This window comes from Elusimicrobiota bacterium, from assembly GCA_016182905.1.
Taxonomy (GTDB): Bacteria; Elusimicrobiota; Elusimicrobia; order UBA1565; family UBA9628; genus GWA2-66-18.
The window spans coordinates 18,465-44,415 of sequence record JACPFR010000021.1 but is presented as its reverse complement, the minus strand read 5'-3'; the positions used below and the strand labels follow the sequence as shown (position 1 = coordinate 44,415).

24 protein-coding genes and 1 pseudogene are annotated in these 25,951 nt (G+C 70.1%); 10 read left to right on the top strand and 15 right to left on the bottom strand.

The features are described from left to right. Positions 1–95: 95 nt before the first annotated feature. The 5 genes from phnD to HYV14_08375 all read left to right on the top strand — a co-directional run bounded on the left by phnD (position 96) and on the right by HYV14_08375 (position 7,456). A complete protein-coding gene (gene phnD, locus HYV14_08395) occupies positions 96–1,001 on the top strand; it encodes a phosphate/phosphite/phosphonate ABC transporter substrate-binding protein (GenBank protein MBI2386019.1) in 906 nt (301 codons plus the stop codon). Continuing rightward, positions 998–2,449, top strand: a complete 1,452-nt coding sequence (locus tag HYV14_08390; protein MBI2386018.1) for a HAMP domain-containing protein — start codon at positions 998–1,000, stop codon at positions 2,447–2,449. Before phnD ends, HYV14_08390 begins: the two co-directional genes overlap by 4 nt. Further along, positions 2,442–3,791, top strand: a complete 1,350-nt coding sequence (locus tag HYV14_08385; protein ID MBI2386017.1) for a sigma-54-dependent Fis family transcriptional regulator — start codon at positions 2,442–2,444, stop codon at positions 3,789–3,791. The genes HYV14_08390 and HYV14_08385 overlap by 8 nt, the downstream gene beginning before the upstream one ends. Positions 3,792–4,152: 361 nt before the next feature. Continuing rightward, entirely contained in the window at positions 4,153–4,995 is an 843-nt protein-coding gene (locus HYV14_08380) for a DmsE family decaheme c-type cytochrome (protein MBI2386016.1), read from the top strand. Between the two features lie 25 nt (positions 4,996–5,020). Continuing rightward, a complete protein-coding gene (locus HYV14_08375; GenBank protein MBI2386015.1) occupies positions 5,021–7,456 on the top strand; it encodes an MtrB/PioB family decaheme-associated outer membrane protein in 2,436 nt (811 codons plus the stop codon). A gap of 73 nt (positions 7,457–7,529) precedes the next feature. On the opposite strand, the gene HYV14_08370 is transcribed toward HYV14_08375, so the two are convergent. From HYV14_08370 to HYV14_08360, 3 genes are read right to left on the bottom strand one after another with little or no spacing between them, the layout of a single operon-like run. Continuing rightward, positions 7,530–8,447: a TPM domain-containing protein gene (locus tag HYV14_08370; protein ID MBI2386014.1), complete on the bottom strand. Its 918-nt coding sequence runs from the start codon at positions 8,445–8,447 to the stop codon at positions 7,530–7,532. Further along, positions 8,444–9,082: a hypothetical protein gene (locus tag HYV14_08365; GenBank protein MBI2386013.1), complete on the bottom strand. Its 639-nt coding sequence runs from the start codon at positions 9,080–9,082 to the stop codon at positions 8,444–8,446. Before HYV14_08365 ends, HYV14_08370 begins: the two co-directional genes overlap by 4 nt. Positions 9,083–9,087: 5 nt before the next feature. Further along, positions 9,088–10,272, bottom strand: coding sequence for a hypothetical protein (locus tag HYV14_08360; protein MBI2386012.1), 1,185 nt, complete (start codon positions 10,270–10,272; stop codon positions 9,088–9,090). 102 nt (positions 10,273–10,374) lie between these two features. On the opposite strand from HYV14_08360, the gene HYV14_08355 reads away from it, so the two are divergent. After that, entirely contained in the window at positions 10,375–11,265 is an 891-nt protein-coding gene (locus tag HYV14_08355) for an ABC transporter ATP-binding protein (GenBank protein ID MBI2386011.1), read from the top strand. Beyond that, positions 11,262–12,269 carry an ABC transporter permease gene (locus HYV14_08350; GenBank protein ID MBI2386010.1) on the top strand — a complete coding sequence of 336 codons (1,008 nt, stop codon included), beginning with the start codon at positions 11,262–11,264 and terminating at the stop codon, positions 12,267–12,269. The genes HYV14_08355 and HYV14_08350 overlap by 4 nt, the downstream gene beginning before the upstream one ends. Here the strand turns inward: HYV14_08350 and HYV14_08345 are convergent. The 7 genes from HYV14_08345 to HYV14_08315 all read right to left on the bottom strand — a co-directional run bounded on the left by HYV14_08345 (position 12,266) and on the right by HYV14_08315 (position 17,760). Then, complete coding sequence (locus HYV14_08345; protein ID MBI2386009.1) at positions 12,266–13,147, bottom strand: YihY/virulence factor BrkB family protein; 882 nt, start codon at positions 13,145–13,147, stop codon at positions 12,266–12,268. The genes HYV14_08350 and HYV14_08345 overlap by 4 nt on opposite strands. A 76-nt stretch (positions 13,148–13,223) precedes the next feature. Beyond that, positions 13,224–13,871 carry a hypothetical protein gene (locus HYV14_08340; protein ID MBI2386008.1) on the bottom strand — a complete coding sequence of 216 codons (648 nt, stop codon included), beginning with the start codon at positions 13,869–13,871 and terminating at the stop codon, positions 13,224–13,226. After that, positions 13,868–14,575 carry a hypothetical protein gene (locus tag HYV14_08335; protein MBI2386007.1) on the bottom strand — a complete coding sequence of 236 codons (708 nt, stop codon included), beginning with the start codon at positions 14,573–14,575 and terminating at the stop codon, positions 13,868–13,870. The genes HYV14_08340 and HYV14_08335 overlap by 4 nt, the downstream gene beginning before the upstream one ends. A gap of 50 nt (positions 14,576–14,625) precedes the next feature. Further along, positions 14,626–15,588, bottom strand: coding sequence for an endonuclease/exonuclease/phosphatase family protein (locus HYV14_08330; GenBank protein ID MBI2386006.1), 963 nt, complete (start codon positions 15,586–15,588; stop codon positions 14,626–14,628). Further along, positions 15,585–16,373, bottom strand: coding sequence for a PhzF family phenazine biosynthesis protein (locus tag HYV14_08325; protein ID MBI2386005.1), 789 nt, complete (start codon positions 16,371–16,373; stop codon positions 15,585–15,587). The genes HYV14_08330 and HYV14_08325 overlap by 4 nt, the downstream gene beginning before the upstream one ends. A gap of 5 nt (positions 16,374–16,378) precedes the next feature. Next, complete coding sequence (locus HYV14_08320) at positions 16,379–16,654, bottom strand: MGMT family protein (protein ID MBI2386004.1); 276 nt, start codon at positions 16,652–16,654, stop codon at positions 16,379–16,381. Positions 16,655–16,680: 26 nt separating this feature from the next. Then, positions 16,681–17,760, bottom strand: coding sequence for an anhydro-N-acetylmuramic acid kinase (locus HYV14_08315; GenBank protein MBI2386003.1), 1,080 nt, complete (start codon positions 17,758–17,760; stop codon positions 16,681–16,683). A gap of 96 nt (positions 17,761–17,856) precedes the next feature. Here HYV14_08315 and HYV14_08310 point away from each other — a divergent pair, with 96 nt between their 5' ends. After that, complete coding sequence (locus HYV14_08310) at positions 17,857–18,399, top strand: hypothetical protein (protein MBI2386002.1); 543 nt, start codon at positions 17,857–17,859, stop codon at positions 18,397–18,399. Positions 18,400–18,452: 53 nt separating this feature from the next. On the opposite strand, the gene HYV14_08305 is transcribed toward HYV14_08310, so the two are convergent. The 5 genes from HYV14_08305 to HYV14_08285 form a co-directional block, all read right to left on the bottom strand. Next, positions 18,453–18,707, bottom strand: a complete 255-nt coding sequence (locus HYV14_08305) for a hypothetical protein (protein ID MBI2386001.1) — start codon at positions 18,705–18,707, stop codon at positions 18,453–18,455. Positions 18,708–18,805: 98 nt separating this feature from the next. After that, positions 18,806–20,956: a hypothetical protein gene (locus HYV14_08300; GenBank protein MBI2386000.1), complete on the bottom strand. Its 2,151-nt coding sequence runs from the start codon at positions 20,954–20,956 to the stop codon at positions 18,806–18,808. 87 nt (positions 20,957–21,043) lie between these two features. Further along, a complete protein-coding gene (locus HYV14_08295) occupies positions 21,044–21,742 on the bottom strand; it encodes an SDR family oxidoreductase (protein MBI2385999.1) in 699 nt (232 codons plus the stop codon). A gap of 59 nt (positions 21,743–21,801) precedes the next feature. After that, entirely contained in the window at positions 21,802–22,716 is a 915-nt protein-coding gene (locus tag HYV14_08290) for a TIGR01777 family protein (GenBank protein ID MBI2385998.1), read from the bottom strand. Beyond that, positions 22,716–23,186: an SRPBCC family protein gene (locus tag HYV14_08285; GenBank protein ID MBI2385997.1), complete on the bottom strand. Its 471-nt coding sequence runs from the start codon at positions 23,184–23,186 to the stop codon at positions 22,716–22,718. Before HYV14_08285 ends, HYV14_08290 begins: the two co-directional genes overlap by 1 nt. 189 nt (positions 23,187–23,375) lie before the next feature. Between HYV14_08285 and HYV14_08280 the strand changes: the two are divergent. Both HYV14_08280 and HYV14_08275 read left to right on the top strand, forming a co-directional pair. Further along, positions 23,376–24,710, top strand: a pseudogene (locus tag HYV14_08280) (ComEC/Rec2 family competence protein). A 358-nt stretch (positions 24,711–25,068) separates the two neighbouring features. After that, a complete protein-coding gene (locus tag HYV14_08275) occupies positions 25,069–25,950 on the top strand; it encodes an NAD(+)/NADH kinase (GenBank protein ID MBI2385996.1) in 882 nt (293 codons plus the stop codon). The last annotated feature ends 1 nt before the right edge of the window (position 25,951 follow it).

Genomic DNA, 25,951 nt, shown 5'->3' with positions numbered 1-25,951 from the left:
TTTCCCGTTTTTTGCCGTTTGCGAAAAATACATATTAATAATGTATTTTCCGCTATTTGATTCCGCGGGGCCGTTTTGTTGCTAAAGGGGAAGGCATGCGTCGCCTTTCCATCGCGCTTTGCCTGCTCCTTGCGACCGCCTGCGGCAAGGACCCGGCCGAACCACGCATCTCTTTCAGCGACGTCGAGGCTCCCGGCGCCGACGTTCAGAAGCCCGTCAACCCGCTGCGGATCGCCATCGCCTCCACCGTTTCTCCGCAGAGGAACCTGCGCGACTACGAGCGCATGCTCCAGTATCTGGGCCGAAAGCTCGGGATGCCCGTCGACGTGGTCCAGCGCTCGGGCTACTCCGAGTGCATCGCCTTGCTCGAGAACCGCGAGGTCGACGCGGCGTTCGTCTGCAGCGGGCCTTACGTGGAGGCGCGGGAGCGGTTCGGGGCGGAGGCCTTGGTCGTTCCTCAGGTCAGCGGACGGGGGACCTATTGCGCCTACGTCATCGCGCGCAAGGGCGGCCCGGTCCGCGGTTTCGCGGATCTGCGCGGCAAGGTCTTCGCCTTCACCGACCCCCTGTCGACGACGGGAAAGCTCTACCCCGCGCACCTGCTCGCGAAGGCCGGAGCGACGGCGGAGACTTATTTCAGCAGGACCATCCTCACCTGGGGGCATGACAACTCCGTCGAGGCCGTCGCCCACGGCTTGGCCGACGGCGCGGCGGTCTCGAGCCTCGTCTGGGAGGGTCTGGCGAAGTCCGGCTCGAGCGCCGCGTTCCAGACGAAGGTGATCGAGCGCTCGGCGCCCTTCGGCATGCCGCCGGTGGTCGTGCATCCCCGCCTGGACCCGGAGCTCAAGAAGCGGCTTCGCGGCGTCTTCTTGAGGATGCACCTCGACGCCGAGGGCAAGGCTCTTCTCGGACAGGCGGGGATCGAGCGCTTCAACGTCGGGACCGACTCATCCTACGAAGGCGTGCGCAGGATGCGGGCCGAGGTCTCGAGAGCGCGATGAAGGTGCGGGGGCTCAGCCTCAAGCTCAAGATCATGACGGGCGTCGGCGCCTTGGTCCTGGCGTTCGGGATCACCGTCATGGGGAACATCCACCGCGGCCTCTCGCGCATGCTCAAGGAGGAGCTGACGCGGCGCGGCGTGACCATCGCCCGGGTCCTGGTCGGCCCCGCCGAGGACGCCATCCTGACGGACGATCAGTTCGCGCTCCATCAATTATTCCGCGACACCCTGAGCAGCTACGACGACGTGCGCTACGTCTACGTGCTCGGCCCCGCGGGGAACATGCAGGCGCATACCTTCTCCGCCGGCGTGCCCAAAGGGCTGGCCCGGATCACCGTGCCTTCGGGTCCGGCGCCGGGAGGCGTGCAAAAGCGCCAGATCTCGACGGACGAGGGGCGCATCCAGGACATCGCCACCCCGCTGCTCGGCGGAAGGCTGGGGACCGTGCACGTGGGGATGAACGAGCAGTCGGTGCGCCGGCGCATCGCGCTCGTCGTTCTGGGGTGGGGCGCGGGCGCGGCGCTGATGCTGGGCTTGGGGCTCGGGATCGCCTACCGGCTCACCTCGCAGCTCGCGCGGCGCTTCTCGCATCTCGGCGACGTCGCCCGCCAGGTCGGCGAGGGAAACCTCGACGTCCGGGCCCACGACGACCTGGGCGACGAGGTGGGGAGGGTCGCTCGGGCGGTGAACGTCATGATCGACGACCTCAAGCGGTCGCGGGCCGACCTGATCCGCTCGGGAAAGCTGGCCGCCATCGGCGAGCTCGCCAGCTGCGTGTCCCACGAGATCAACAACCCGCTCAACACGATGGCGGTCTGCACTCAGGCCCTCCTCGACCGGGCGAAGAGCCCCGCGCTCCTCGCCGATCCCGATTTCGAGGCGTTCCCCGAGTACCTGAAGACGGTCAACGACGAGATCTTCCGCTGCAAGACGATCACCGGCGGCCTGCTGGATTTCGCCCGCCACAAGGAGCCGCGGCGTGCCGAGGTCGACCTCAACGAGCTCATCGCGCACACGATCCCCCTGGTCGCCCACCGCGCGAAGCAGGCGGGACAGACGATCGTCTTCGACCCGGCCGCGGAGCCCGTGACGGCGAAGGCCGACGCCGATCAGATCCGCCAGGTCGTGCTCAACATCCTCATCAACGCCGTGGATCACAATCCGCCCGGGGGGGAAGTCCGCGTCCGGGCCGAACGCGGCGCGGAGCGCGCGTCGGTGTCGGTGACGGATTCCGGGAGCGGCATCCCGCCGGAGAATCTCCGCAAGGTGTTCGAGCCCTTCTTCACCACCAAGCCCGCGGGAAAAGGCACGGGGCTCGGCTTGGCGATCTGCCAGAAGATCATCGACAGCCATCGCGGGCGGCTGGACGTCGCGAGCCGCGTCGGCCAGGGCGCCACCTTCACTTTTTCCATCCCGTTCGACGGGAGAGAGGCCGCCGGCGATGCCTAGAAAAGCGAGCGTCCTGATCGTCGACGACGAGGAGAAGCTCCGCCATTACCTCAAGAAGGAGCTCGTGCGCAAAGGCTACGAGGTCTCGGACGCCGGCGAGGGCAAAGGGGCCCTGGACTCGCTGGCGCGGCAGTCCTCGGACGTCGTCCTTCTGGACATCGCCCTTCCCGGCGAGAACGGCGTGGCGGTCTTGGAGAAGATCCGCAAGGAGCATCCGTTGGCGCGGGTGATCATGCTGACCGGCAACGCCACCGTGGAGACGGCGCTCGAGTCGATGAAGCTGGGCGCCTACGACTACCTGACCAAGCCGTACGACCTGGGCGAGCTGTGCCTGCTCGTCGACCGCGCGTTCGCGGAGACCCAGCTGCGCCGCGAGCACGAGGTCCTGCAGCGCCGGTTCTCCCGCGAGTCGGAGTTCGACCTGTTCGTCGGGGAGGATCCCGGGGTGCAGGAGGCCCTGCGCATGGCGGAGCGGGCGGCGACCGCGTCCTCCTCGGTCCTGATCTCCGGCGAGACCGGCACGGGCAAGGAGATCATCGCCCGCATGATCCATCAGAAGAGCGTCCGCCGGGACGAGCCCTTCCTCGCGCTCAACTGCGCCGCCTTCCAGGACGCTCTTCTGGAGAGCGAGCTGTTCGGCCACGAGAAGGGCGCCTTCACCGACGCCTCCCGCCAGAAGCCGGGGCTCGTGGAGCTGGCCAGCCGCGGGAGCCTTTTTCTCGACGAGATCGGCGACATGCCTCCGGGGGTGCAGGCGAAGGTCCTGCGCTTCCTCGACTCCGGGGAGTTCCGGCGTCTGGGCGGCACGCGGAACATGAAGACCGACATCCGCATCCTCAGCGCCACCCATCGCGACCTGCCCAAGGCCATCCGGGAGGGCAAGTTCCGCGACGACCTGTTCTTCCGCCTCAACGTGGTGACCATCCGCCTGCCGCCGCTCCGGGAGCGCCGGGGGGACATCCCGCGCCTCGCGGAGCACTTCCTTAAGAAGTGCGCCGCCACCATCGTCACGCGCAGCCGGAGCCTCTCGCCGGAGGCGCTCGCCATCCTGACGGATTATCCGTGGCCCGGCAACGTCCGCGAGCTCGAGAACATCGTCGAGCGCGCGATGATCCTGTCCGAGGGAGAGGTGATCCGGGGCGCGGACATCGCCTCCTGCCTGAAAGGCGGCTCCCCTTCCGGGAATCGCCCCAAGGACTCGTCTTTGGCGGAGGTCGAGCGCTGCCATATCCTCAAGGTCCTCGCGGCCACGGGGGCCAATAAAACCCAAGCGGCCCGCAGCCTCGGCATCGACGTCAAGACGCTCTACAACAAGCTCCGGGATTACGAGGCCGCTTCTTGAGCGGGCAGGGAAAAATTACGCGCCGGTCGGGAAATATTCCCTGCCCGGCGCGTTTTTTCACGCCCCCCCAGCGCGCCGTCGAGGAAAATGGGTGGCTGAAACGTTGCGATATGGTTGGCTGAAATGTTGCCACAGGTGATGCGTGCAGGTTCTATATCGAAAAGATGAACGGTTCTGGAATGAGCCGGAGCTTGCGCGAAAGATGATCCGAAGATTGGCCCGGAAGCTCGATGAAGCCGAAGGGGCGCTGGAAAACGAGGTCTTGAGCCGGCGCGGCACGAACATGAGAGGAGATCCAATGGATACTCGAAGAAGTGGTCATACACGCCGGACCGGCCTGGTCGTCACGGCGTTCGCCGCGATGGCGGCCTTGCTCTTCCAGGCGCCGGCGCGCGCGGCCGACGCCCCCGCCTGCGCCAGCTGCCACGACGCGCAGGCCTCGACCTTGAAGAGCACCGCCCACGGCGCGCGGCTCGAGAAGATCAAGGGCATCGCCTTCGAGAAGACCTGCGAGACCTGCCACGGCGACGGCGCCGCTCACGCGTCGGCCGGCGACGGGAAGAACATCTTCAACCCCGGCAAGGCCGCCGCCGAGAAGGCCTCCGAGACCTGCCTGACCTGCCACTCCGCCGACCGCAACCGGATGTTCTGGGCGGGCAGCGCCCACTCCGGCAAGGGCGAAAGCTGCGTGTCCTGCCACAAGGTCCACGGCGGCAACGAGACGCTCCTGTCGAAGAAGACCGAGATGGAGCTGTGCACGACCTGCCACAAGGACGTGAAGGCCGACCTGGTCAAGCGCTCCAAGCATCCCCTGCGCGACGCGACCTCGAAGAGCGGCGCCGGGAAGATGACGTGCTCCTCCTGCCACAACGCCCACGGCTCGCGGGCGGAGAAGCTGATCGCGTCGAAGTCGATCAACGACAAGTGCTACGAGTGCCACACGGAGAAGCAGGCCGCCATGCTGTGGGAGCACGCGCCGGTCAAGGAAGACTGCATGACCTGCCACTCGCCTCACGGGTCCTCCAACAACAAGATGCTGACCGTCAAGGTCCCGCGCCTGTGCCAGTCCTGCCACATGCAGGGACGCCATCAGTCGGGCACCTTGAGCGAAAAGTCCGTCTACGCGACCAACCGCTCCTGCTTGAACTGCCATGCGATGGTCCACGGCTCGAACCACCCGTCGGGCGCGGTCCTTCAGCGCTGACGCGCTCTAACGAATTGGAGAATATATGATCAGAACACACCGAATCATCCGAGTGGGACTGTCCCTCTCCCTGGCGTTCATGGCGGCCGGTTCTCCGGCCGCGGCCGCGGAGACCGCGGAGACCAAGGCCCTCATCACCGGCGACTTCGAGATCGGAGGACGGGCGTCCAGCGTGTCCGGCTCGAAGGACAAGTTCTCCGAGTATCGCGACGTCGGCAACGGCTTCATGGTCAACGACATGCGCCTGCGCCTGGACAGCGAAACCAAGCCCTACTACCTGGACCTCAAGATCCAGAACGCGACGCGCGACGACGAGTCCTACGGCGTCAAGAGCGGGGTTCACGGGAAGTGGAGCTTCGCGGCGTCCTTCGACCGGACTCCGCACAACTTCAACACCGGGACCTTGATCCTCAACGGCGCCGGCACCAACAGGCTGGGCATCGCCAACGCGGTGCAGACCTCCCTGCAGGCCTCGGAGCAGACGCGCGCGGACCGCGGCGGCGTGGCCCTGACCGACACGACCGGCGAGGACGCCGCGCAGCAGGCGATCATCCGCAACCTGCTGTCGATCAGCGACCCGACGAGCTTCAAGCTCGAGCGCGAGCGCGCGGCCGTGAGCATGGGCTACAACGTCACCTCCGACGTCAAGACGTGGGTGAAGGTGAGCCAGGAGCGGCGCGACGGCGCGCGCTCGATCGGGGCCGGGACCTACGAGCGATTCGCTCAGGGCGCGGCCGGGCTGGCGCACACCGAGGACCAGTTCGTGGTCACCGGCCTGGAGCTGGCCGAGCCGATCAACTACCGCACCACGACCTTCAACGCGGGCGGCGGCGTCTATAAGAAGGGCTGGCTCGTCGACGCGGAATACACGCTGACGGACTTCGACAACGGCTACCGCTCGTTCGCCTGGTCCAACCCGTTCCGCACGACCGACTCCGGAGCCAAGGCGGCGGACGGCGTGACCAACAACAACGCCTACGACCGCGGCCGGTTCGTCAACGGCCAGATGTCGCTGGCGCCGTCGAACCAGTCCCATGACGTCTCGCTCTCCGGCTCGGTGGAGCTGCCGATGCACAGCCGCTTCACGGGCAACGTGAGCTACGGGATGACCAACCAGAACGAGCTTCTGGTGCCGTACACGCTCAACAGCGGGATCGCCGGGATCGGCGGCGCTCCGGCCAACGTGACCGACGCCGCGGCCTTGCCGGTGTCCCGCTTCAACGGCGAGATCCGGACGATCACGAACAGCCTCGCGCTGACGACGAAGCCGACCGAGAAGCTCGGGGCGTCGCTCAAGTACCGCTACTACGACTACTCGAACAGATCCGACAGCGTCCTGTTCCCGGGCTACGCGGCCTTCGGCGAATCCTACTGGCGGACCGTGAAGAACGACAAGAACGCGGCCGTCCGGAACGACACGCCGTCCTACGCGCGCCAGACCGCCAAGCTCGCCGTCGATTATCAGGTCGCGCACCCGTTGACGGTCGAGGCCGACGCGATGTGGGACCGCTACAACCACAAGCAGCAGCGCATCGACAGCACCGACGAGGTCGGGGCCGGCGCGGGCTTCGTCTACCATCCCGTCGAGATGGCCAAGCTGCACGGCGCGTATCACTACGCCCACCGCGCGGTGAAGAACTACAAGCGCGGCGCGACCGCCGCGAACCCGGAAGCCGTAGGCCTCGCCAACTTCAACTGGGCGGACCGCATCCGCAACCGGGCCGACCTGCGCGCCGACGTCTCGCCCACGGACGCCCTGTCCTTCGGCGTCGCCGGGCAGTACCAGAACGACGACTACGGCGCGGCGGAGAGGTTCGGGTTCAAGAGCCAGAAGAACCTCATCGGGAGCGTCGATGTGACCTATGACGCCTCCGACAAGGTCTCACTGAGCGTGAACTACAGCCGGGAGCACCGCAAGGGGCTCACGCAGAACGCGGCCAAGGACGACGCCTTCAACGTCGCGGGCAGCGGGTTGGACGACAGTCTCAGCGGCGACAACTTCAACCCGTTCAACTACTGGAACACGGACATCACCGAGAACGTGGATACGATCGGGTTCGCGGCGGAGATCCGGCCGATCCCGGAGAGGCTGACCCTGAACGCGGGCTACGACTACTCCGAGAGCCGCATGCGCTTCGACACGAGCAACCCGAACGCCGCGGAGGCCTCCGCGATGGGCTACAGCGGCACGAAGCTCGCCAACGGCGCGGCCCAGGTGTGGCCGCTCGTCGTGAACAAGACGCACGAGGTGCGGGCGGGGGGCTCCTACGAGCTGATGAAGGACCTGACCGTGGGCATGAACTACCTCTTCTCCTGGTACATGCTCAACGACTTCCAGAACACGGGAGCGTACATGTCGGGCACCACGCCCGAGAACACGACCAAGTACGTGGCCACGGGCGCCAGCAACTACAACTACACGGCGCACATGGTGGGAACGTACCTGGCCTATAAGTTCTGATCTCCTTCCGCGGGTTTTCCCAGGCTCGCGGATGGATCCGTACTCAAGCCCCCCGAAAGGGGGGCTTGTTCTTTCACCAGCTGCCCGACGAGCCGCCTCCGCCGAAGGAGCCGCCGCCGCCCGAGAAGCCGCCGGAGCTTCCGCCCGAGGACCAGCCTCCTCCGGAGCTCCCCGAGCCGCCGCCGATGGTGAAGATCTCGCTGCTCCCGTAGTAGACCTTGTTGCCCTTCTGGCTGAAGTTCCGGCCGAACGAGGTGTGCGGAAGGAGGAATTTGACGAAAGGGAACCCGATCAGGTGCGTCATCAGGAAGCCCATGCCGATCTTGGCGCCCCAGATCCCCATCGGGAACGCGGCCCAGAAGGGGATCAGGAAGAAATAGAGGAACCAGCCCGCGCCGGGCGCGGCGAGGCCGACGACCTCGAAGAGGCCGAGCATGCCGAGGACGAAGGCGCTCGTCACGAGCTTCTCGAGCAGCCCCATGCCGTTGAGATCGCCGTCTTCCCCCGGCGCCGGCGGCGGTGAGTACGCGCCCTCCGCCGCGGCGACGATCGCGTCCACCCCCGCGGCGACTCCGCCCTCGAAGTCGCCGGCGCGGAAGCGGGGCACGACCTCGTTCTGTATGATCCGTCCCGCGAGCGCGTCGGGTATGTTCCCTTCGAGGCCGTGGCCGACCTCGATGCGCAGCTTGCGGTCGCTCTTCGAGATCAGGAACAGGACGCCGTCGTTCTGCCCCTTGCGGCCGAGCGCCCAGGTGCGGGAGACCTTGAGGGAGAAATCCTCGAGCGGCTCGCCTTCGAGCGAGTTCAAAGTGAGCACGGCGACCTGGTGGCCGGTGCGCGCCTCGAAATCCTTGAGCTTGGCCTCGACGGCCTGGCTCGCCGAGGCGGAGAGCAGGCCGGCGCGGTCGTTGACGCGGCCCGACAGATAGGGGACCTCGAGCGCGGCGGCGGGCGCGGCGAGCGCCAGCAGCAGGAGGAGCGCGCGGCTCAATGCCCGTCTCCCGTGAGCGGGTCGTCGCCGAGCTCGTTGCCGAAGGACGGCTTGCCCGCGAACCCCGCGTCCCTCATCGCCGCGGCCGTTTTCTCGACGGCGGCGCACAGGCCGTCGGCGACACGGCCTTCGGCGGCGCGGGCGGTCATCGCGGCCACCGCGGCGTCCCACGCGGCGGCGGGGACCCGCGCGCGGACGGCCTCGTCGGCGAGCACGACGACGCGGCGCTCGAGCAGGCTCGCGAAGATCAGCACGCCGTCGCGCCCGGCCGTGCGCGCGACGCCGCGGTCGAAGAAGACCTCCTTGGCGCGGCGCGCGACGGACGCCTCCATGCGCTCAGCTCCGATCAGCGCGCGCTTGACGGGGCCGCACCAGCGGCCGAGCGCGGCGCCGAGCAGGCCCGCCGCGGGGACCCACGGGATGAGCCGCGACAGGGGCATCCAGAACGGGTGGATCCTGTCGGCCAGCAGGAGGACCCCGGCGGCGAGGCCCATGCCCGCGGCGGCGCCGCCCCAGATCGACTCGGGGTAAGGGCTGCTCTGCGCGTAGACGCAGGGGACGATCTCGGCGGTCAGCCCGGCCTCGGCCTCGGCGACGGCCGCGCGCACCCTGTCCCGGTCGACGGAAGTCAGCATCGGGTCTAGAAGAGATACTGCAGACGGAAGAAAAAGCTGCTGATCGCCACGTCGTGACGCTGGAAAATATCGCGCTGCAGCGAGCTGTTGCCGCTGCCGCCGATGTCGAGCGAATCCCCGATGGTTTCCGGCAAGGTCACGAGGCCGAAGTAGCTCGCGATGCGGTAGCCCGCGGCCGCGCTGAACCCGCCGCTCGGCCGCGCCTTGTATTGGACGGCGAACTCCCCTTCGATGAAGGGGAAGCCTTGATCGACCCGCCTGCGAAAGCTGTGCAGGGATCCGCAGCCCGGGTTGGCGAAGGAGGTCCCTTGGCAGAGAACCTGCTCGGACTCGTTGTAGCCGATCAGGAAGCCGGAGACTCCTTTGGCTCGGAGCGAAACCGGCCCGGCGATCCGCCGCTCGGCGCCCAGGCCCGCCTTGGGCCCGATTGCCGCGCTGCGCGAGCCTCGCGCCAGGCTGAAGGAGAAGCCCGGGACGGCATGGTTGAAGGTGGTCTTCAGCTCGTTCTTGAGAAAGAAAGACCTCAGGCCCAGCTCGGGCGTCAGCTCGAGGCTCTCGAACCGCAGCGGCCTTCGGTATTCGAAGTCCACCTGGTCCATCGCGAAGGTGTTCTCCGCGTCGGCCGACAGGGGCAGGGGCTGGTTGTTCCCGTTGGGATTGGTGATCTCATCGAAGGGCTCTAAGGGGGCCGCGCCGAACACGTTGCCCGAAGCGAGGCGCGACCGGCCGCCGAGGGACTGGGCGTGGAAGCCGCCGACGGAGAAGATGTCGCCGCTGGGGAGGATGAAGCCGGCGGTGACTTTCGGCGCGAAGACGTCCTGCGTCCCGACGGTGGACCAGGCTCCGCTCGCGCTGAGACAGCGCCCGCCGCCGCCGCCGGGGTCGGGACAGACGGCCGTGTTGTTTCGGGCGGCGTACTCCCGCTCCAGGCCGAGCGCGCTGATCCATTGGGGCTCGACGTCGATGAAAAAGCCGAGGCGAGCCGGCTTCCTGTCCGCGCCGGCGGCCGGCGGCGCCGCTTTAGGGGGCAGCGCCTTCTGGAGCTCCCGCAACTCCTCCTGCTGCTGATTCAGCTGGCGTTGGAGCTGCTGGACGGTCTCCTGAAGATCTTGGGGGACGGCGGGCTTATCCTGCGCCGCCGCGGGCCGGCTCAAGGCGATCGTCGCGATCAGAAAGAAAAGGTGAATCATTCGTGATCCTCCAGCGGCGGTTCCTGGAGGTAACAATACCATCTTCCATCGGATACACGACAGTCCTCCGCCGCAATTCCCCATACTGGTATAATCGCCGCCATGAGCGCCGTCCTCGAAGCCCGCGGCTTGGTCAAGCGCTACCCGAAAGCCGCGGCGAACGCCGTCGACGGGCTCTCTTTGTCGGTGCGCGAGGGCTCGTGCTTCGGGCTGCTCGGCCCCAACGGCGCGGGCAAGACCACGACGGTCGAGATGCTCGAGGGCATCTTGCCGCCCGACGGCGGCGATATCTTCTATAGAGGCAAGCCGATCGGGGCGGAGTTCCGCGAGCGCACGGGGATCCAGTTCCAGGATACCGCCCTTCAAGACCATCTGACCGTGCGCGAGCTGCTCGACCTGTTCGGCGCGCTGTATCCGCGGCGCCTGAGCGAGGCGGAGCTGACGAAACTGTGCGACCTCGGCGAGCTGCTCGACCGCGACCCGGAGAAGCTGTCCGGCGGCCAGCGGCAGCGCGCGCTGCTGGCCCTGGCGCTCGTCAACGATCCCGACGTCGTCTTCCTCGACGAGCCGACCACCGGCCTCGATCCCCAGGCCCGGCGCAACTTCTGGGACCTCGCGCGTTCCATCAAGGCGCGCGGGAAGACGGTCCTGCTCACCACGCACTACATGGAGGAGGCCTACGCGCTGTGCGACGAGGTCGCCATCGTGGACAAGGGGCGCATCATCGCGCAGGGCGCGCCCGACACCCTCCTCAAGAGGCACTTCGACGGCGTGGTCATCGAGCTGCCGAAGGCCGACTTCAAGGCGCCTTCCGGCGGCCTCCAGGGGGAGATCGTCGAGCGCGGCGAGATCACCGAGCTGCTGACGAACGAGGTCGAGGCGGCGCTCGAGGCGCTCAAGCGCGGCGGCTCGAGCCTCGCCCACCTGCGTGTGCGGCCGCGGACCCTCGAGGACCTGTTCCTCGCGCTGACCGGCCGGGAGCTGCGCGAATGACGCGGCGCTTCTGGGCCGTCCTGATCGGCCGCAACAAGGAGTTCCTGCGCGACCGCGGGGCGCTGGGCTGGAACATCCTGTTCCCGTTCTTCGTCGTGTTCGGCATGGCCTTCGCGTTCTCCGACAAGAGCCAGGACGTGTTCAAGGTCGGCGTCGCCGGGGAGGTCTCCGCGCTCCCGGCCGGCTTCGCCGCGACGAAGCACCTCAAGTTCGTCCCGTTCGAGGACAAGGCCGCCGCGCTGGACAAGCTCCGGCATCATCAGCTCGACATGCTGGTCTCGCCGGGCCGGCCGCTCGCGTACTTCGTCAACGAGAAGAGCCCGAAGGGCTACCTCGTCGAGAAGATCATGCTCGGCACCGACGCCGCGGCCTTCGCGCCCGCGCGCGCGGCCGTCGAGGGGAGGCCGATCCGCTACGTGGACTGGCTGGTGGCCGGCCTGCTGTCGATGAACATGATGTTCTCCGCCCTGTTCGGGGTCGGCTACAACCTCGTGCGCTACCGCAAGAACGGCGTGCTCAAGCGCCTGAAGGCGACCCCGCTGCGCGCCGTCGAGTTCCTCGCCGCCCAGGTCGTCTCGCGCCTGATCCTGATCATGGGCGTCTTCGCCGTCGTCTATCACGGCTCGGACTTCTTCCTCCGTTACGAGCGCCTGGGCTCGCTGTTCGACCTCTACCTCATCTTCGCGCTCGGCTCGGCGTGCCTGGTCTCGCTCGGCCTGCTCGTGGCCGCGCGCGTGACGAGCGAGGAGCTCGCCGGCGGCGTGCTCAACATGCTGTCCTGGCCGATGATGTTCCTGTCCGGCGTGTGGTTCTCGCTCGAGGGCGCGCCGAAGGCCCTGCGCTTCGTCGCCGGCATGATGCCGCTGACCCACCTGATCGACGCGGCGCGCGCGGTGATGACCGAGGGGGCGACCTTGGCGCAGGTCGCGCCGCACCTGTACATCCTCGCCCTCATGACGGCGGTGTTCCTGGGCGTCGGCGCCTGGACTTTCCGCTGGGACTAGCCGGTCCGAGCGTGCGCGCGCCGCGCGACGGCCTTCGGCGGCGCGCGGAGCCCCTCGAGCAGGACGTACGCGCGCGTGACCTCCGCGCCGAACAGCACGATCTGGGCCGAGTAGTACACCCAGAGCAGCAGGGCGACGAGCGAGCCGGCCGCCCCGTACGTGGAGGCGACGGCCGTCCGTCCCAGGTAGAGTCCGATCGCCTGCTGGCCCGCGGCGAAGAGCAGGCTCGTCCAGAAGCCGCCGCGCAGCGCGGCGCGCCAGGGCAGGCGCGCGTCGGGCAGGTACTTGAAGACCGCCCCGAACAGGCCGGTCATGACCGCCGCCGAGACGAGGGAGTTGACCGCCGGCCACCAGGCGGCGGACCCGGAGTCGGCGCCGGCGAAGCGCCCCGCGGCGGAGAGCACGGCGGTGACGATCACGGAGGCCAGCAGGAGGGCGGCGATGCCGCCGACCATGCCGAAGGTCAGGAGGCGGCGGCGGGCGGTGTCCCTCCAGTGCGCGTCCGTCGCCGGGGCGACCTTCCAGATCACGTTCAGCGACTCCTGAAGCTGGGCGAACACGCTCGACGCGCCGATCAGGAGCGTGAGGACCCCGATCGCGGCCGCCGTCCGGCCCGCGAAGGGCCGGCTCGCCGCGCCCTCGACCATCGAGCGGAGCGCCTGCGCCCCGTGGTCGCCCGCCGCGCCGCCGAGCGTGTCGAGCACCTCGGCCCCGCCCCGCTCGCCGAAGAACAGGCCGGCGACGCTCATCGAGATCACGAGGAGAGGGGCGATCGAGAAGACCGCGTAAAAGGCGAGGGCCGCGCCCATCATCGGGACGCGGTCCGCCGCGCTCTGTCGGAGCGCGGCCTTCATCGCCGGCAGGACGAGGTTCTTCACCGGGCCAGTGTAGGTCCTCGGCGCGCGCCCCGGCCATCGCGGGCGGGTAAAGCCTTTCTTGCGGCGGTGAGCCGGCCTAGGAGAAGCGCGGCGCGGCGATGCGGGCCAGGCTCTCGTCCTTGTGGCGCCGCTCGTCGAGGCCGATCTGGCGGAACAGGTCGGCGAGCGTGGCGAGATGCTCCCCGTAATCGGCCTTGAACTCGCTGTCGAACGGCCGGCCCGCGAGGGCCGGGTTCTCGCGCACGAACTCCATGTACTCGTGCTCGGCGTGGTCCTCGAAATCGGCGTTGAGCGCGTAGCTGAGCTTGGGGTCGACGGCGTACAGCACCCAGCTCACGTGGTAATAGAATAAGGCGACGAGCTGCGGCGCGAGGCGGTACAGAAGGAAGCTCTCCGGGAGGCCCTCCTTCTGGATCAGCTCCTCGAGGATCAGCAGGTGCCACTGCTCGTTGTCCTGCTGCGCGCGGGATTCCTTCACGAACTCGAAGACGCGCCGGGCGAACCCGGGCGTGCGGTAGGTGTGGGTCATCGCGACGTAGGCCACCTGCTCCCAGGCCTGGTAGGGGACGCGCGCGATCACCTCGAGCACGGTGAACTTGCGCAAGGTGCGCCGCTTCCCGTACACCAGGTCCATGCCGAGGAAGAGGACGCGAGCGAGGAGGCCGTACGCGCGGCGGGGGGAGGCGAGCGTCGCCGCCTGCTCGGCCTCGAGGTCGGCCGTCACGTCTTGGCCGCCCGGTCGCGGTCGTTGAGGATGGCGATCTTCTGCCAGATCCTGCCGGCCAGCGCGGTGGACAGGTCCTCGGCGCCGTCGACGGCCTCGAGCACGACGGGATCCTGGATGCGGCGGCCGTAGATCGCGGCGATCTTGCCGAGCACCGACAGCATCTCGGAGCAGTAGTCGAGGTAGCGGCCGAGCTCGAAGCGCGTCATCGTGCGCTTGGGGGAGGACGCCGTGCGCGAGGAGCCGCCGGTGACGGTCTCCGGGTCCTTGGTCAGCTGATGCATGTCCACGACGTGGGCCAGCTCCTTGAGCTCGTGGACGAGAGCGAGGGCCTTCTTGCGGCGGACGGCCTCCTCGAGCTTGGCGATGGACAGGATGCCCGCCCCGAGGAGGAGGACGATGTTCACGGCCGCGTCGACGCCCTGGAGAAGGTCGGCCAGGCTGGAGAAGCCCGGCGCAGCGCTGACGCGCACGAAGGTGGCCGCGACGCCGGCGAGCAGCGCGGCCGCGAGCGTCCACGCGGCGGCCCGCAGCGGCAGGTGGGCCTTCGCGATCCGCGAGCTCCGGTGGTCGGCCTCGCGCGCGAGGCCGACCACGGAGCCGGCGAGGCCGAGGAGGCCCGAGCCGGGGAAGCGCTCGGCGACGCGCTTCTGCAGGCGCTCGGCGGTCTCGACGATGTACCGGGGCTCGAGGGTGGTGCTCATGGGTTCAAGCCTACTATAATCGCAGCGCTCGAACCGCACGGGCTCGGGCTTCATTCGTAGGCCGGGGCGGACGGCTTGGCGGTCCGCGCCAGGGCGGTGCGGGCCCGCTCGCCGTCGGCCGCGAAGCGCGCGGCGTCGGCGCGGGCGCGCCGCGCCAGAAGGGTGCCGCGCCAGGGGAGCCAGCCCGCGAGGGCGGCCCGGGCCTCCGCGTCGGCGCGGGCCGCGTCGAGCAGCTCGGCGGCCGCGGCGAGAGCCTCGACCCGGCCCTCCGGCTCGGGAGCGAGGCGGAGCTTGAGCCAGGCGCCGTCGAGGCGGGCGGCGAGGCCGAAGTGGGTCGACAGCGGCCGGGTGTCGGCGCCGTCCTCGACGCTGCCTGTGAAGGCCGTGCGCGCCGTCTCGCGCGGCGGGCGCGACGAATAGGGGATCAGGGCGTAGTCGACGCGGCTGTCCTCGACCGTGCGGCCGCACATCTCGTCGCCGTGCGAGACGCACAGGTCCCGGGCTCCCACGAGGTCGAGGAAGAGCGCCGAATCCTTCTCGTCGGAGGACGCCGCGAGGTCGCCGAGGAGGACGAACGGGCGCGACTTCGATTCGGCGCGGACGAACTCGGCCGCGGCCAGGAGACGGCCGAGCCGGCGCGCGGCGGCGGGCCCGGAGCCGGGCTCGAGGCGCGCGGAGTAGACGTCGGCCGTCGTGCCGTCGAGGTCGAGGCCGGCGCGCAGGACGCCGTACCCGTCGCCGAGGTCGAGCGTCGCGCGGTCGACGATGCGCCGCCGGCTCGTCACCGCGAGGCCGAGCGCGGGCGCGTGCGCGCGGAACGGGTGGCCGGCGGCCTCAGCCAGGGCGTCGGCGTCCTCTCCGCGCCAGGCCTCCTGGAACGCGGCGGCGTCGGGGTTCTCGGACTTGACGTTCTCGATCAGGGCGGCGCGGCGGCTCTGCCAGCCCTGATGCACCCGGCGCGGCCCGGCGACGTTGAGGGTCAGGACGGCGAGGACGAACGCGGCCGCCTTCACGCGAGGACTCCGCTCCACGCCGTGACGGCGCGTCCTCCCACCTCCACGCGCCCGTCCTTGGGCCGGACGAGCAGGAAGCCGCCGCGCTTGGACGCCTGGAAGGCGGTGAGCACGGGCTTCTTGAGGCGCTCCGACCAGTACGGCCCCAGCGCGCAGTGGGCGGAGCCCGTCACCGGGTCCTCGGGGATGCCGTCGGCGGGGAAGAAGCAGCGCGAGACGAAGTCGCAGGCCGGACGACGGGCGGCGGCCGTCAGGACGAGGCCTTTGCCGGTCAGCGCCGACCAGGCCGCGAGGTTCGGCGCGGCGCGGCGCACGGTCTCCTCGCTGTCCATCTCCAGGAGGTAGAGGCCGTCGTTCTCGAGGAAAGCGAGCGGGGTGTCGGCCAGGGCGGCCAGCAGGCCGGGCGGCGGCTTGGCCGGCGTCACGGGCAGCGACGGCAGGTCGAGGACGATCCACTCGCCGTCGCGGCGGGCACTCAGGCTTCCGCCCTTCGTGTCGAACAGCGCGGGCTTCGCGGGGGCGAGGCGGCCGGTCTCCCACAGCGCGTGGGCCGCGGCCAAGGTCGCGTGGCCGCACAGCGCGACCTCGACCGCGGGCGTGAACCAGCGCAGCTTGAAGACGCCTCCGGCGTCCTCGAGGAACGCGGTCTCCGACAGGTTGAACTCGGCGGCGACGCTCTGCCTCCAGGCGTCGTCCCGGGGGCCGTCGAGGAACACGACGGCGGCGGGATTGCCGGTGAAGGGCTTTTCCGCGAAGGCGTCGACGACGCAGACGGGGAGCCCCACGGGAGCTAGGGGAGCGGGACGCCTTCGGCCTTCAGCATGCGGCGCTTTTTGGCTATTCCGCCGGCGGCGGAATAGCCGGTGAGGCGCCCGTCGGCGCCGACAACGCGGTGGCAGGGCACCGTCGGGGCGAAGGGGTTCTTGCCCAGCGCCATGCCGACGGCGCGGGCCGCCTTGGGCTTGCCGATGCGCTTGGCGACCCAGCCGTAGGTGCGGACCTGGCCCTTGGGTATGGAAGCGCAGGCTTTCCAGACGGCCTGGTAAAACGGCGAGTGGGACTTCATCGCGACGAGGATCTTCTTGGGGAGTCTCATGGGAGTATTATTTTACCAAGGATGCGGGCCCCGCGGGCGCCCGTCGCGGCGGGGGCGTTGCCCGGCTTCCCGTCGAGGGCGCGCGCGGCGAGCCAGGCGAAGCAGGCGGCCTCCTTGGCCATGACGGGGATCGCGGTGACGCCGACGGGCGCGGGGGAGAACAGCGCGCGCAGGCGGCGCATCAGGTGCGCGTTGAGCGCGCCGCCGCCGGAGATCACGACCTCGCTCAACGGCCCGGGCGAGCTTTGGAGGACCCCGAGCCACAAAGAGCGCGCGGTGAGCTCGGCGAGGGTGGCGAGAGCGTCCGGAAGGGCCTTGGCCGTCAGGCGCGGATAGACGCGGTCGAGCAAAGCCGGGCCGAAGGTCGAGCGGTCGAGGGACTTCGGCGGGGGCTTGAGGAAGTACGGATTTTTCAGGAGGCGGCTCAGCAGCCTTTCGTCGACCGTTCCCGCGGCGGCGAGGCGGCCTCCGGAGTCGAAGTCGAGGCGGCCTTTCGTCGCGCGGCGCACGGCCTCGTCTAAAAGGACATTCCCGGGGCCGGTATCGAAGGCGGCGAGGATCCGATCATGGCCGATGATGCTCGCGTTCGATATCCCTCCGACGTTGATCACCGCCTTCAGCGATCCGCGTCCATAGAGGAAAAGGTCGAAAGCGGGGACGAGCGGCGCGCCCTGGCCGCCGGCGGCCATGTCGCGCGGCCGGAAGTCGGCGACGACCGTCACGCCGGTGCGCTCGGCGATGACGGCGGGCTCGGCGATCTGCAAAGTGTTCGGCGGCGCCGCGTCGGGGCCGTGCCAGACGGTCTGGCCGTGGGAGCCGATGACGGCGGGGCGGGAGCGGCCGGCGATCTTGAGGGCGGCGGCGGCGAAGGCCTCGCCCAGCTCGAAGTTCAGGCGCGACAGCTCGGCGACGGAGAGGCCGGGAGCGCCCAGGACGCGCTTCTTGAGCGCGGCGGAGAAAGGATAGGTCCGGTGGCGCAGGACGCGCAGGCGGTCCGCGCCGACGGCGACGAGCGCGGCGGTCACCCCGTCGGCGGAGGTGCCGGACATCAGACCGACGGCGAGGCGGGTGCTCATGGCGTGGACTTTACCAAAAATACCTTTACAATCCGTCCATTCCCGGCGGCGGCGGCTTCAGGTATCGTGGGAGTCGCGCACCGCGCAGGAGGGTTCATGCCTCGACCGATCGCCGCCGCCTTGCTGCTCCTCGCCGCCTGCTCCGCGTGTTCGCCGCGCCTCTCCGAGTGGCGCCGCGCGCGGGAGGAGACCGCCGAGCGGGGCTCCTCCCAAGGGTCGACCCTGACCAACGAGCTGATGGTCGAGAAATACGGCCCGCCGACCCGCATGGTCGAGGACCGGCTCGTCTGGGAGGATCGGGGGCCGTGGAAGCGGATCGTGGTGTGGGACGAGCTCGGCTTCTTCGACAACAGCGCCTTCGGGAGGAACATCGAGAGCTCGATCGTCTATCCGGTCCCCGCGGACAAGCGGGACGCCCTCGCGGCGTTCAGCAGCGGCCTTCGCGTGTCGGCGGACGGCAACGAGCTGTCCGCGCGTTCGACGAGCGAGGAGCGCAACGTGCTGATGCTCAACCTGGCCGACGGGATCGTCAAGGGCCGCTTGACCGTCGAGGAGGCGCGCGGCGACTACCTGCGCACCCTTCAGCTCGCGGCGGCGGGGAAGTCTCAGCCGTCGATGCGGCGGCTACTGTTCCGCTGAGCTCCGGGCCGCGCGCGCTCCCTGGCCGCGCGCGCGGCCCCTGAACGGCGCGGTTACTCCGTCTTCTTCCGGCGGATCAGCGCGGTCGCGGCGGCTCCGGCCAGAAAGGCGCACCCGACGGCGAGGCCGGGATTCTTGACGATCCAGCCGCGCGAGTTCTTGATCGCGCGCTCGCTCTGCCCCTGCGCCTCCGCGAGCAGCTCTCCGCCGCGCTTCTTCAGGCGCAGGCGCGCCTCCTCCGTGAACCGGGACAGCCGGCTGCCGGCGTCGTACGTCATGTGCTTCACCCTGTTTTGAGTCATCGGCATGGAACCTCCGTGCGTCGTTGACACAGGATGCCAGGTCTGGACGGGCATGCCAATTGATGCCGCGTGAATCATTTGTGGCGGGCGCGTGTCCGGCGCGCTCAGCCCTTCTTGCGCGAGCGGCGGGCTTCCCTGTCGACGTGGTCGTACTGCGCGTCGCCGCCCTCGTCCTCGGCCTCGTTCTTCCGGAACAGCTCGTTGCGGCGGACGATCTCCTCGACGATCGAGGTCGTCGCCAACGCGAACAGCCCGTCGAAGACGGACGTCATCGCGGCGACGAGGGCCTTGTCGCTGGTCAGCAGGAACTGCTCCTGGTTGGAGTTGGCGGCTTCGCTGAAGTTGAACGAGGTGCCGAGCACCGCGTAATCGCCGCTGATGACCACCTTGTGGTGGATCTTCGCGTTGTACTGGACCGCGGCGCCCTCCTCGGGCTTGTAGACGTGGTTCTTGTACGCGCGCGGGCCGACGCGCAGGTTCTTGCGGATCGCCTCGTAGCGCTCGGTGCCGAGGACCTCGCGCAGGGCGTTGGCGGCGGCCTCGACGTACTCCTTGGCCTTGCCTTCCGTCTCGTCGAGCGCGTAGCCGGCGAGCTCGAGGAAGACGCTCCACGGCCGCACCGCGAAGGGCGTGTCGCCGACGGCCTTGAGGTCGAAGTCCTTGCCCTCGATCCGCGCGCGCTCGATGATCGCGTCGCGCACCGCCTCCGAGGAGAACGCGAACTGCAGCAGTCTCAGGGGGCCTTTGGTCGTCGTGATGAGCCGGCGCGTCATGTCGCGGTTGATGTCGCCCATGCCGCCGCGCGGCGAGAAGGAGATGACGAGCCACTGCCCGTCGTCGCCGAGCACCTTGTAGGCGCCGTCGAGCGGGTACTCGCCGCCGCGCAGGCCGTAGACGAGGGTCTTGGTCAGGCTGTTGGCCGCGACCTGCGCCAGCAGGAAGCTGTCGAGGACGAGCATGTGGTTGGCGTTGGGCAGCGAGTCTTTCGGCCGCTTCGCGGCCGGAAGATCTTTAAGGTCGCCCTCGGGGCCGATGCAGGACTGCGTGAAGTTGCCCGACGAGAACAGCGCCTTGGCCTTCTTCTCGTCGTTGAAGTCGCGGACCATGACCTTCTGGTGGTTGAGGCCGACCGAGTCGACGGCGCGGATGGCGATGCCCTTGGCTTTGTTGAGCTTGTCGAAGACGGCCTTGACCTCGGGGCGGGACTCGACGACGTTCTTGTCGATGCCGCCGGTGACGACGACCCCGTCCTTGGCCCGCGCGATCAGGGCGTCGGCGACGTCCATCAGGTCGAAGTCGAAGACGTTGAACATGATCTCGGTCTCGGCGCCGGCGATGAAGTCGAGCAGGACCTTCTTGAGGTCGCCGGCGGGGACGGTCTTGCCGTCGACGACGCGCTGATGGTTGGCGTGGACTTCGGCGTTGCGGTAGCCGGGCTTGCCGCCGGGAAGCTCGAGGGTCATCGGCGTGAGGGGGTCGTTGAACTTGCGGAAGACCTCGGCGACGCGCTGGTCGGCGAGGAGCTCGCGGAACTTGGCGCGCATCGCGTTCTCGAACTCGGTGTCCGCGGCGTCGGGGTCGGCCTTGTCCTCCTTCTTGGCGGCCTTCAGGAACGCCTCGACCTCGGGCCACAGCGCGGGGTTGTGCTGGAGCATCAGCATGAACTGGCTCTCGGACATGTCCTTGACGCCGTCCTCGAGGGCGAACTCCTTCTTCTGCTCGTCGGTGAGGGTGAGCTCCTCCTTGAAGACCTCGCGCAGGAAGCGGCGGGCCTCGGGGCGCTTCATCACCTCGCGCGCGAGCGCGAACATCTTCGCGAAATCGTGACTGGCCTTCCGGGCCGGGACGGCGTCGTCGGCCTTCTCGGCGGCGCTCGGGGCGGCGAAGCCGGCGGCGGCGAGCGCCGTGCGCGCGGCCTCGGCGGCGCGCGTCGCGGCGGCGCCGACGGGACCGGGCGCGGCGGGGGCCGAAAGCAGCGGATGCGCGGCGAAGGCGGCGGGCACGGCTGCGGAGACGGGAGCGGCGGGGGCGACGGGGACAGGGGCGGCGGGAGCCGCGAGCAAGGCGGCGACGCTCAAGGAGGGGGTCAGGGAAGCTGTCGGGGAGAGCTGGAACGACGGCGCCGAGAGCGCGGGAGCCGAGAGCGACGGCCCCAGGGCCGGGGTCAGCCCGGCCTGCACGCGCGGCACGACGACGGCCGCGGCGGAGGGCAGCTCGAGCAGGACGCAGAGGACGGGGGCGAGGAGTCGCTTCATGGCCCCATCCTACCACCGCCCCTCGACGGAGGACTAGGGAAGAAGGACCCGAGGAGGCTTAGACCTTGGACCCAGGCCGTTTCGGGCTCATTTGAGGCACCCGGCCCAGGGGACGTCCTCGCCGTTTTTCTTGAAGCAGCGGCCCGTCGGACCTTCCGCGCCGGCCGCGACCAGGGCGCGCACGATGGGATAGACGCCGGCCGGCTCCTCCGCGGCCGAAGGGTTCATCGCGGTGCGGGCGACGCCGGGATCGACCGCGTTCACCGCGATGCGCCCGCGCCACTCCGCGGCCAGGGCGCGAGTGAGCATGTTGAGCCCGGCCTTGGAGACGCAGTAGGCGTGATACGGCTCCATCGGGAAGAAGCCCAGGCCCGAGGTCACGTTGATCACGCTGCCGCGGGGCATCAGCCGCGCCGCCGCGCGAGCGACGAGCAGCGGGCCGGTGAGGTTGATCTCCAGCGCGCGGCGCCATTGCTCGAGCGGCTGCTCGGTCACGCGCCCGGCCTCGAGGACGCCCGCGTTGTTGACCACCGCGTCGAGGCCGCCGAGCGCCTCCTCGACCCCGCGGATGAGCCTCTCGACGTCCTCCGGCTTCGAGACGTCGGCGCGGAAAGACGCCGCCTCGCCCACTGGGACCTCGCGGCGGGCGCACACCGCAAGGACGGCGCCGTCGACCTGGAACGCGGCGGCGAGGGCGCGTCCGATCCCGGAGGACGCCCCCGTGATCAACACCCTCCGGCCGGCGACGAGCTTCCCGTGGTCCGCGGACGGCTTAAGAACGTTCATGCCGCAAGGATAGCGAGGGCGCGGAGCGCGGTCCATGGACCGCGCGTCGCATTCCTGTGCTACTTCGTGAACAGCGAGGCGAGGGCCCCGTCGAGCGACGGGCGGCGGAACTGGTAGCCGTGCGCGAGGAGCTTCTTCGGCGCGGCCTTCTGTCCGCCGAGCAGCAGAGAGGACATCTCGCCGAGCGCCAGGCGCAGGGCGAAGGCGGGTGCGGGCAGGAAGGCCGGGCGATGAAGGGCGCGGCCGAGGGCTTTCGTGAACCCCGCGTTCGTCGCCGCCTCGGGCGCGGTCACGTTGACGGGTCCGGTGAGCTTCGCGTCGTCGATCGCGAACAGGATCGCCCCGACGACGTCGTCGATGTGGACCCACGGGAACGGCTGGCGCCCGCCGCCGAGCGGGCCGCCGAGGCCGAGCTTGAACGGGGTCAGCATCTTGGCCAGCGCCCCGCCGCCCTTGCCCAGGACCACGCCGAAGCGGGTCATGACCGTGCGGACGCCGAGTCTGTCCGCTTCGCGGGCGTCGCGCTCCCACTGCCCGCACAGCGCGGCGAGGAAGTCGGAGCCGCGCTGCGCGTCCTCGGCGCACTCGCCCTCCGGAGAGACGCCGTAGAAGCCCACGGCCGAGGCGTTGACGAGGACCAGCGGGCGTTCCTTGGCCGCCTCGATCGCGGCGACGACCGCCCGGGTCGAGTCCACGCGGCTCTTGATCAGCGCGAGCTTGCGCTCCGCGGTCCAACGCCCGCCCGCCACGCTCTCGCCGGCGAGGTTGATCACGGCGTCGGCGCCGTCGACGGTCATCACCCACGGGCCCGGGTCGCGCCCGTTCCAGAGGCGGGCGTCGACGCGGCCGTCCCAGCGGAGCTGGGCCCCGGCGACGTCGCGCGTGAGCAGGACGACGGCGTCGCCGCGCTGGAGCAGAGTCTCGATGAGCGCGCCGCCGATGAAGCCGGTGCCGCCGGCCAAGACCACTTTCATCAGTCGGGTATCTCCGGCTCGACGAGCGCGGCGAGCTGCTCCAAGGACTCCTGCCAGCCCAGATAGCAGGCCTCGACCGGGATCATCGCCGGGATGCCTTCCTGCACGATGCTGACCTCGGTGCCGACGGAGACCTTGGTGAAGGCGTAGGTGGTCCGCATCTCGCCCGGCATGGCGGGGTCGTCGAAGGCGTCGGTGGCGACGATGCGTTCGCCGGGCTTGAGCTCGACGTACCTGCCGCCGAAGGACATGCTCTTGCCCGTTGAGAAGTTCGTGAAGGACATCCTGTAGGTCCCGCCCGCCTTGGCGTCGAGGCTGTGGACCGTGCAGGTGAAGCCGTGCGGCGGCAGCCACTTGCAGTTCGCCGCTGGATCGAGCACCGCCTTGTAGACGCGCTCCGCCGGCGCCTTGAGCACGCGGTGGAGCCGGACGGTGCCGGTGGTCCTCTTCTCTTCGGTCTTGGTCGTCATGTTCGCTGACCTCCTGGGAATGAGGGATTCTGCAAAATCTTTCATCGTCCCGGCGTCACGTTTTCTTGACCGCCAAGTGCGGGAAGGAGCATACGGCCGCAGTATAGCCTGCGCCCGGGCGGCCCGCAACCGTTTCCGGAAACAGCCGCCCGCGAGGGAACAAAACGGGCGGGTCGATCGTATGAAAGGATGGGGATCCTTCGCCGTCCGCTGTTCTGGGCCGTGGTCGCCGGGGCTTTGGCCGTCTTGGCCGCGCGCCGCGCGGGGCATCTCGCGCCCGCCCGCGACGAGGGCTGGAGGGAGGCGGCGTACGCGGGGCCGGTGCGCGTCGCGGGGACGCTCGACGCGCCGGTGCGCCGGACGCGGCGGGGCTGGCGCACGCGGCTGGCGTTCGCCTCGCCGACGGGGATCCAGCGCGCGCAGGTCTGGCTTCCGCGCGGGCGCGAGGTCGGGGACCTGGAAAAGGGGCGCGAGGCGGTCGTCGCGGGGAAGCTGCGGCTGCCGCGGCGCCCGCGCGACCCCGGGGACTTCGACGAGGCGGGGGCGCTCGCGGCCGCGGGCTGCGGCTGGGTGCTCCACGCGCGCGATGTCGCGGTCTCGACGGGTGGCGCTCCCGTCCGCTTCCTGCCCTGGGCCTGGGCCCAGCGCGCGCGCCTGTCCGCCGAGGCCGCGTTCGCGCGCCGCCTCCCGCCGGAGCGGGCCGCCCTGCTCGCCGGCATCGCGCTCGGCGACGCGGGCGCGCTCTCCGACGGGCTCGCCAAGGCGGTGCGCGACGCGGGGGCCACGCACCTGCTCGTCGCCTCGGGCTCGAACATCGGCTTCGCGGCGGCGGCGGCCGCGCTGTGCGGGCTCGCCGCGGGCCTCCGGCCCGCGGCGCGCGCGGCGCTGACGCTCGGCGCCGCCGGGTTCTACACCTTGATGGCGGGCGCCGACCCGCCGTGCGTGCGCGCCTGGGTGATGCTGGCCGCGGCGCTCGCGGGGCGCGCCCTCGGCCGGGAGACGACGGCGTCGGCGGCGCTCACCTTCGCGGCGGCGGTCATGCTCGTCCTCGATCCGGCGTCGGCCCTGTCGCCGAGCGCGGTCATGAGCGTGGGGGCCTGCGCGGCGATCATCTGGGCGGGCAACGGGGCGGAGCGCGCCGCGCCCGCGTCCTGGCCGCGCCTCGCGCGCGCCGCGGCGGCCCTGTTCCTGATCAGCGTCGCCGTCGCCGCGGCGCTGTGGCCGCTGTGGATCGCCGTGTTCGGGCGAGCCTCGCTCGTCGGGCCGCTCGTCAACCTCATCCTCGTCCCGCTGTCGGGGCCGCTGCTCGCGGGCGGCTTCGGCCTGTGGGCGGCGGACGCGTGGCTCCCGGCGGCGGCGCCCGCGGCGTCGGGGCTCGTCGACGCGGGCCTGCGGCTGTTCGAGCGGACCTGCGTGCGCGCCGCCGCCCTGTCGTGGGCGGCCGTCGAGCCGCGGCCTTGGACCGGCGTCGAGATCGCCTCCTGGCTCCTCCTGCTCGGGGGCCTGAGCCTCTGGCCCCGGCGCAAGGCGTGCGCCGCCCTCGCGGCTTGCGCGGCGCTCCTCTTCGCCGGCGGGCGGGCCTTGGCCCCGCGTCCGCCGGTGTCGGCGTTGTTCCTGACGGACGGGAGCGTCCTGCTGCGCTTCAACGGCGGCCCCGCCTGGCACCTGGGCCCCAAGCCGCCCCGGGCTAAGGCGCGCCGAGCCTCGCGGGCTCTGGGCGCGGGGACCTTGGAGCGGGTCGCCGTGGGCGGGCCGTGGACGCTGAGGCTCGGCCGCGTCGAGATCTCGGTCGGGGGCCGGGGTAATCCTTCCATCCGAAGGGCCCAAGGGCCTTTTGCTATAATCGAGCCTCCTTGGGCGTCCGCGTTCGAGGTCACGACCGATGGCGACTCCTACTTCATCCAAGATCCCCTCCGTCCCGGCGTTCGGCTCGGTCCTCATTTTCCGCAACGAGGCCAAGCCCGACTCGTCGCGGACGCTCGAGCTCGTGCGCGCCCTGCTCAAGAAGCACGGCGTGCGCACGGTGACGGCGGCGCGCGTGCCGACGGCGCGCTCCCTGCGCGACGCCGACCTCGCCGTCGCGCTCGGCGGCGACGGGACCATGCTCCACGTCGCGCGCGAGGTCGCCCCGCGCGGCATCCCGCTGCTCGGCGTCAACATCGGGACCTTGGGCTTCCTCTCGGCGGCCGAGGCGGGGGACCTCAAGCGCTGCGTGAGCGCGGTCCTCGCCGGGCGCTTCGCCGTCGAGGAGCGCTCGATGCTCTCGGCGGAGGTCCTGCGCGCCGGCCGGCGCATCTACGGGCCGGACCTCGCCCTCAACGAGGTCGTCATCCGCTGCGGCGAGCAGGCTCGCGCGATCACGCTCTCCACCCGCTCCGGGGAGCGCTTCGTGGCCGACTACTTCGGCGACGGGCTCATCGTCGCGACGCCGACGGGCTCGACGGCCTACTCGCTGGCCGCCTCCGGCCCGATCATCGATCCTTCCCTCGACGTGACCCTCGTGGCGCCGATCTGCCCCCACGCGCTGACGCAGCGGCCCTTGATCGTCCCGGCGCACCTGCCCCTGACCATCCGCCTCGGCAAGCGCCGCGAGGGCGAGGCGCCGCGCGTGCTCGTCTCGCTCGACGGCCGTCCCGGCTGCGACCTCAAGCTCGGCGACGAGGTGCGCGTGCGCCGCGCGGAGACGCCGCTGCGCCTGCTGCTGCCGCCGGGCCGCTCCTTCTTCGAGGTCCTGCGCCGCAAGCTGAAGTGGGGGCAGCGCTGAC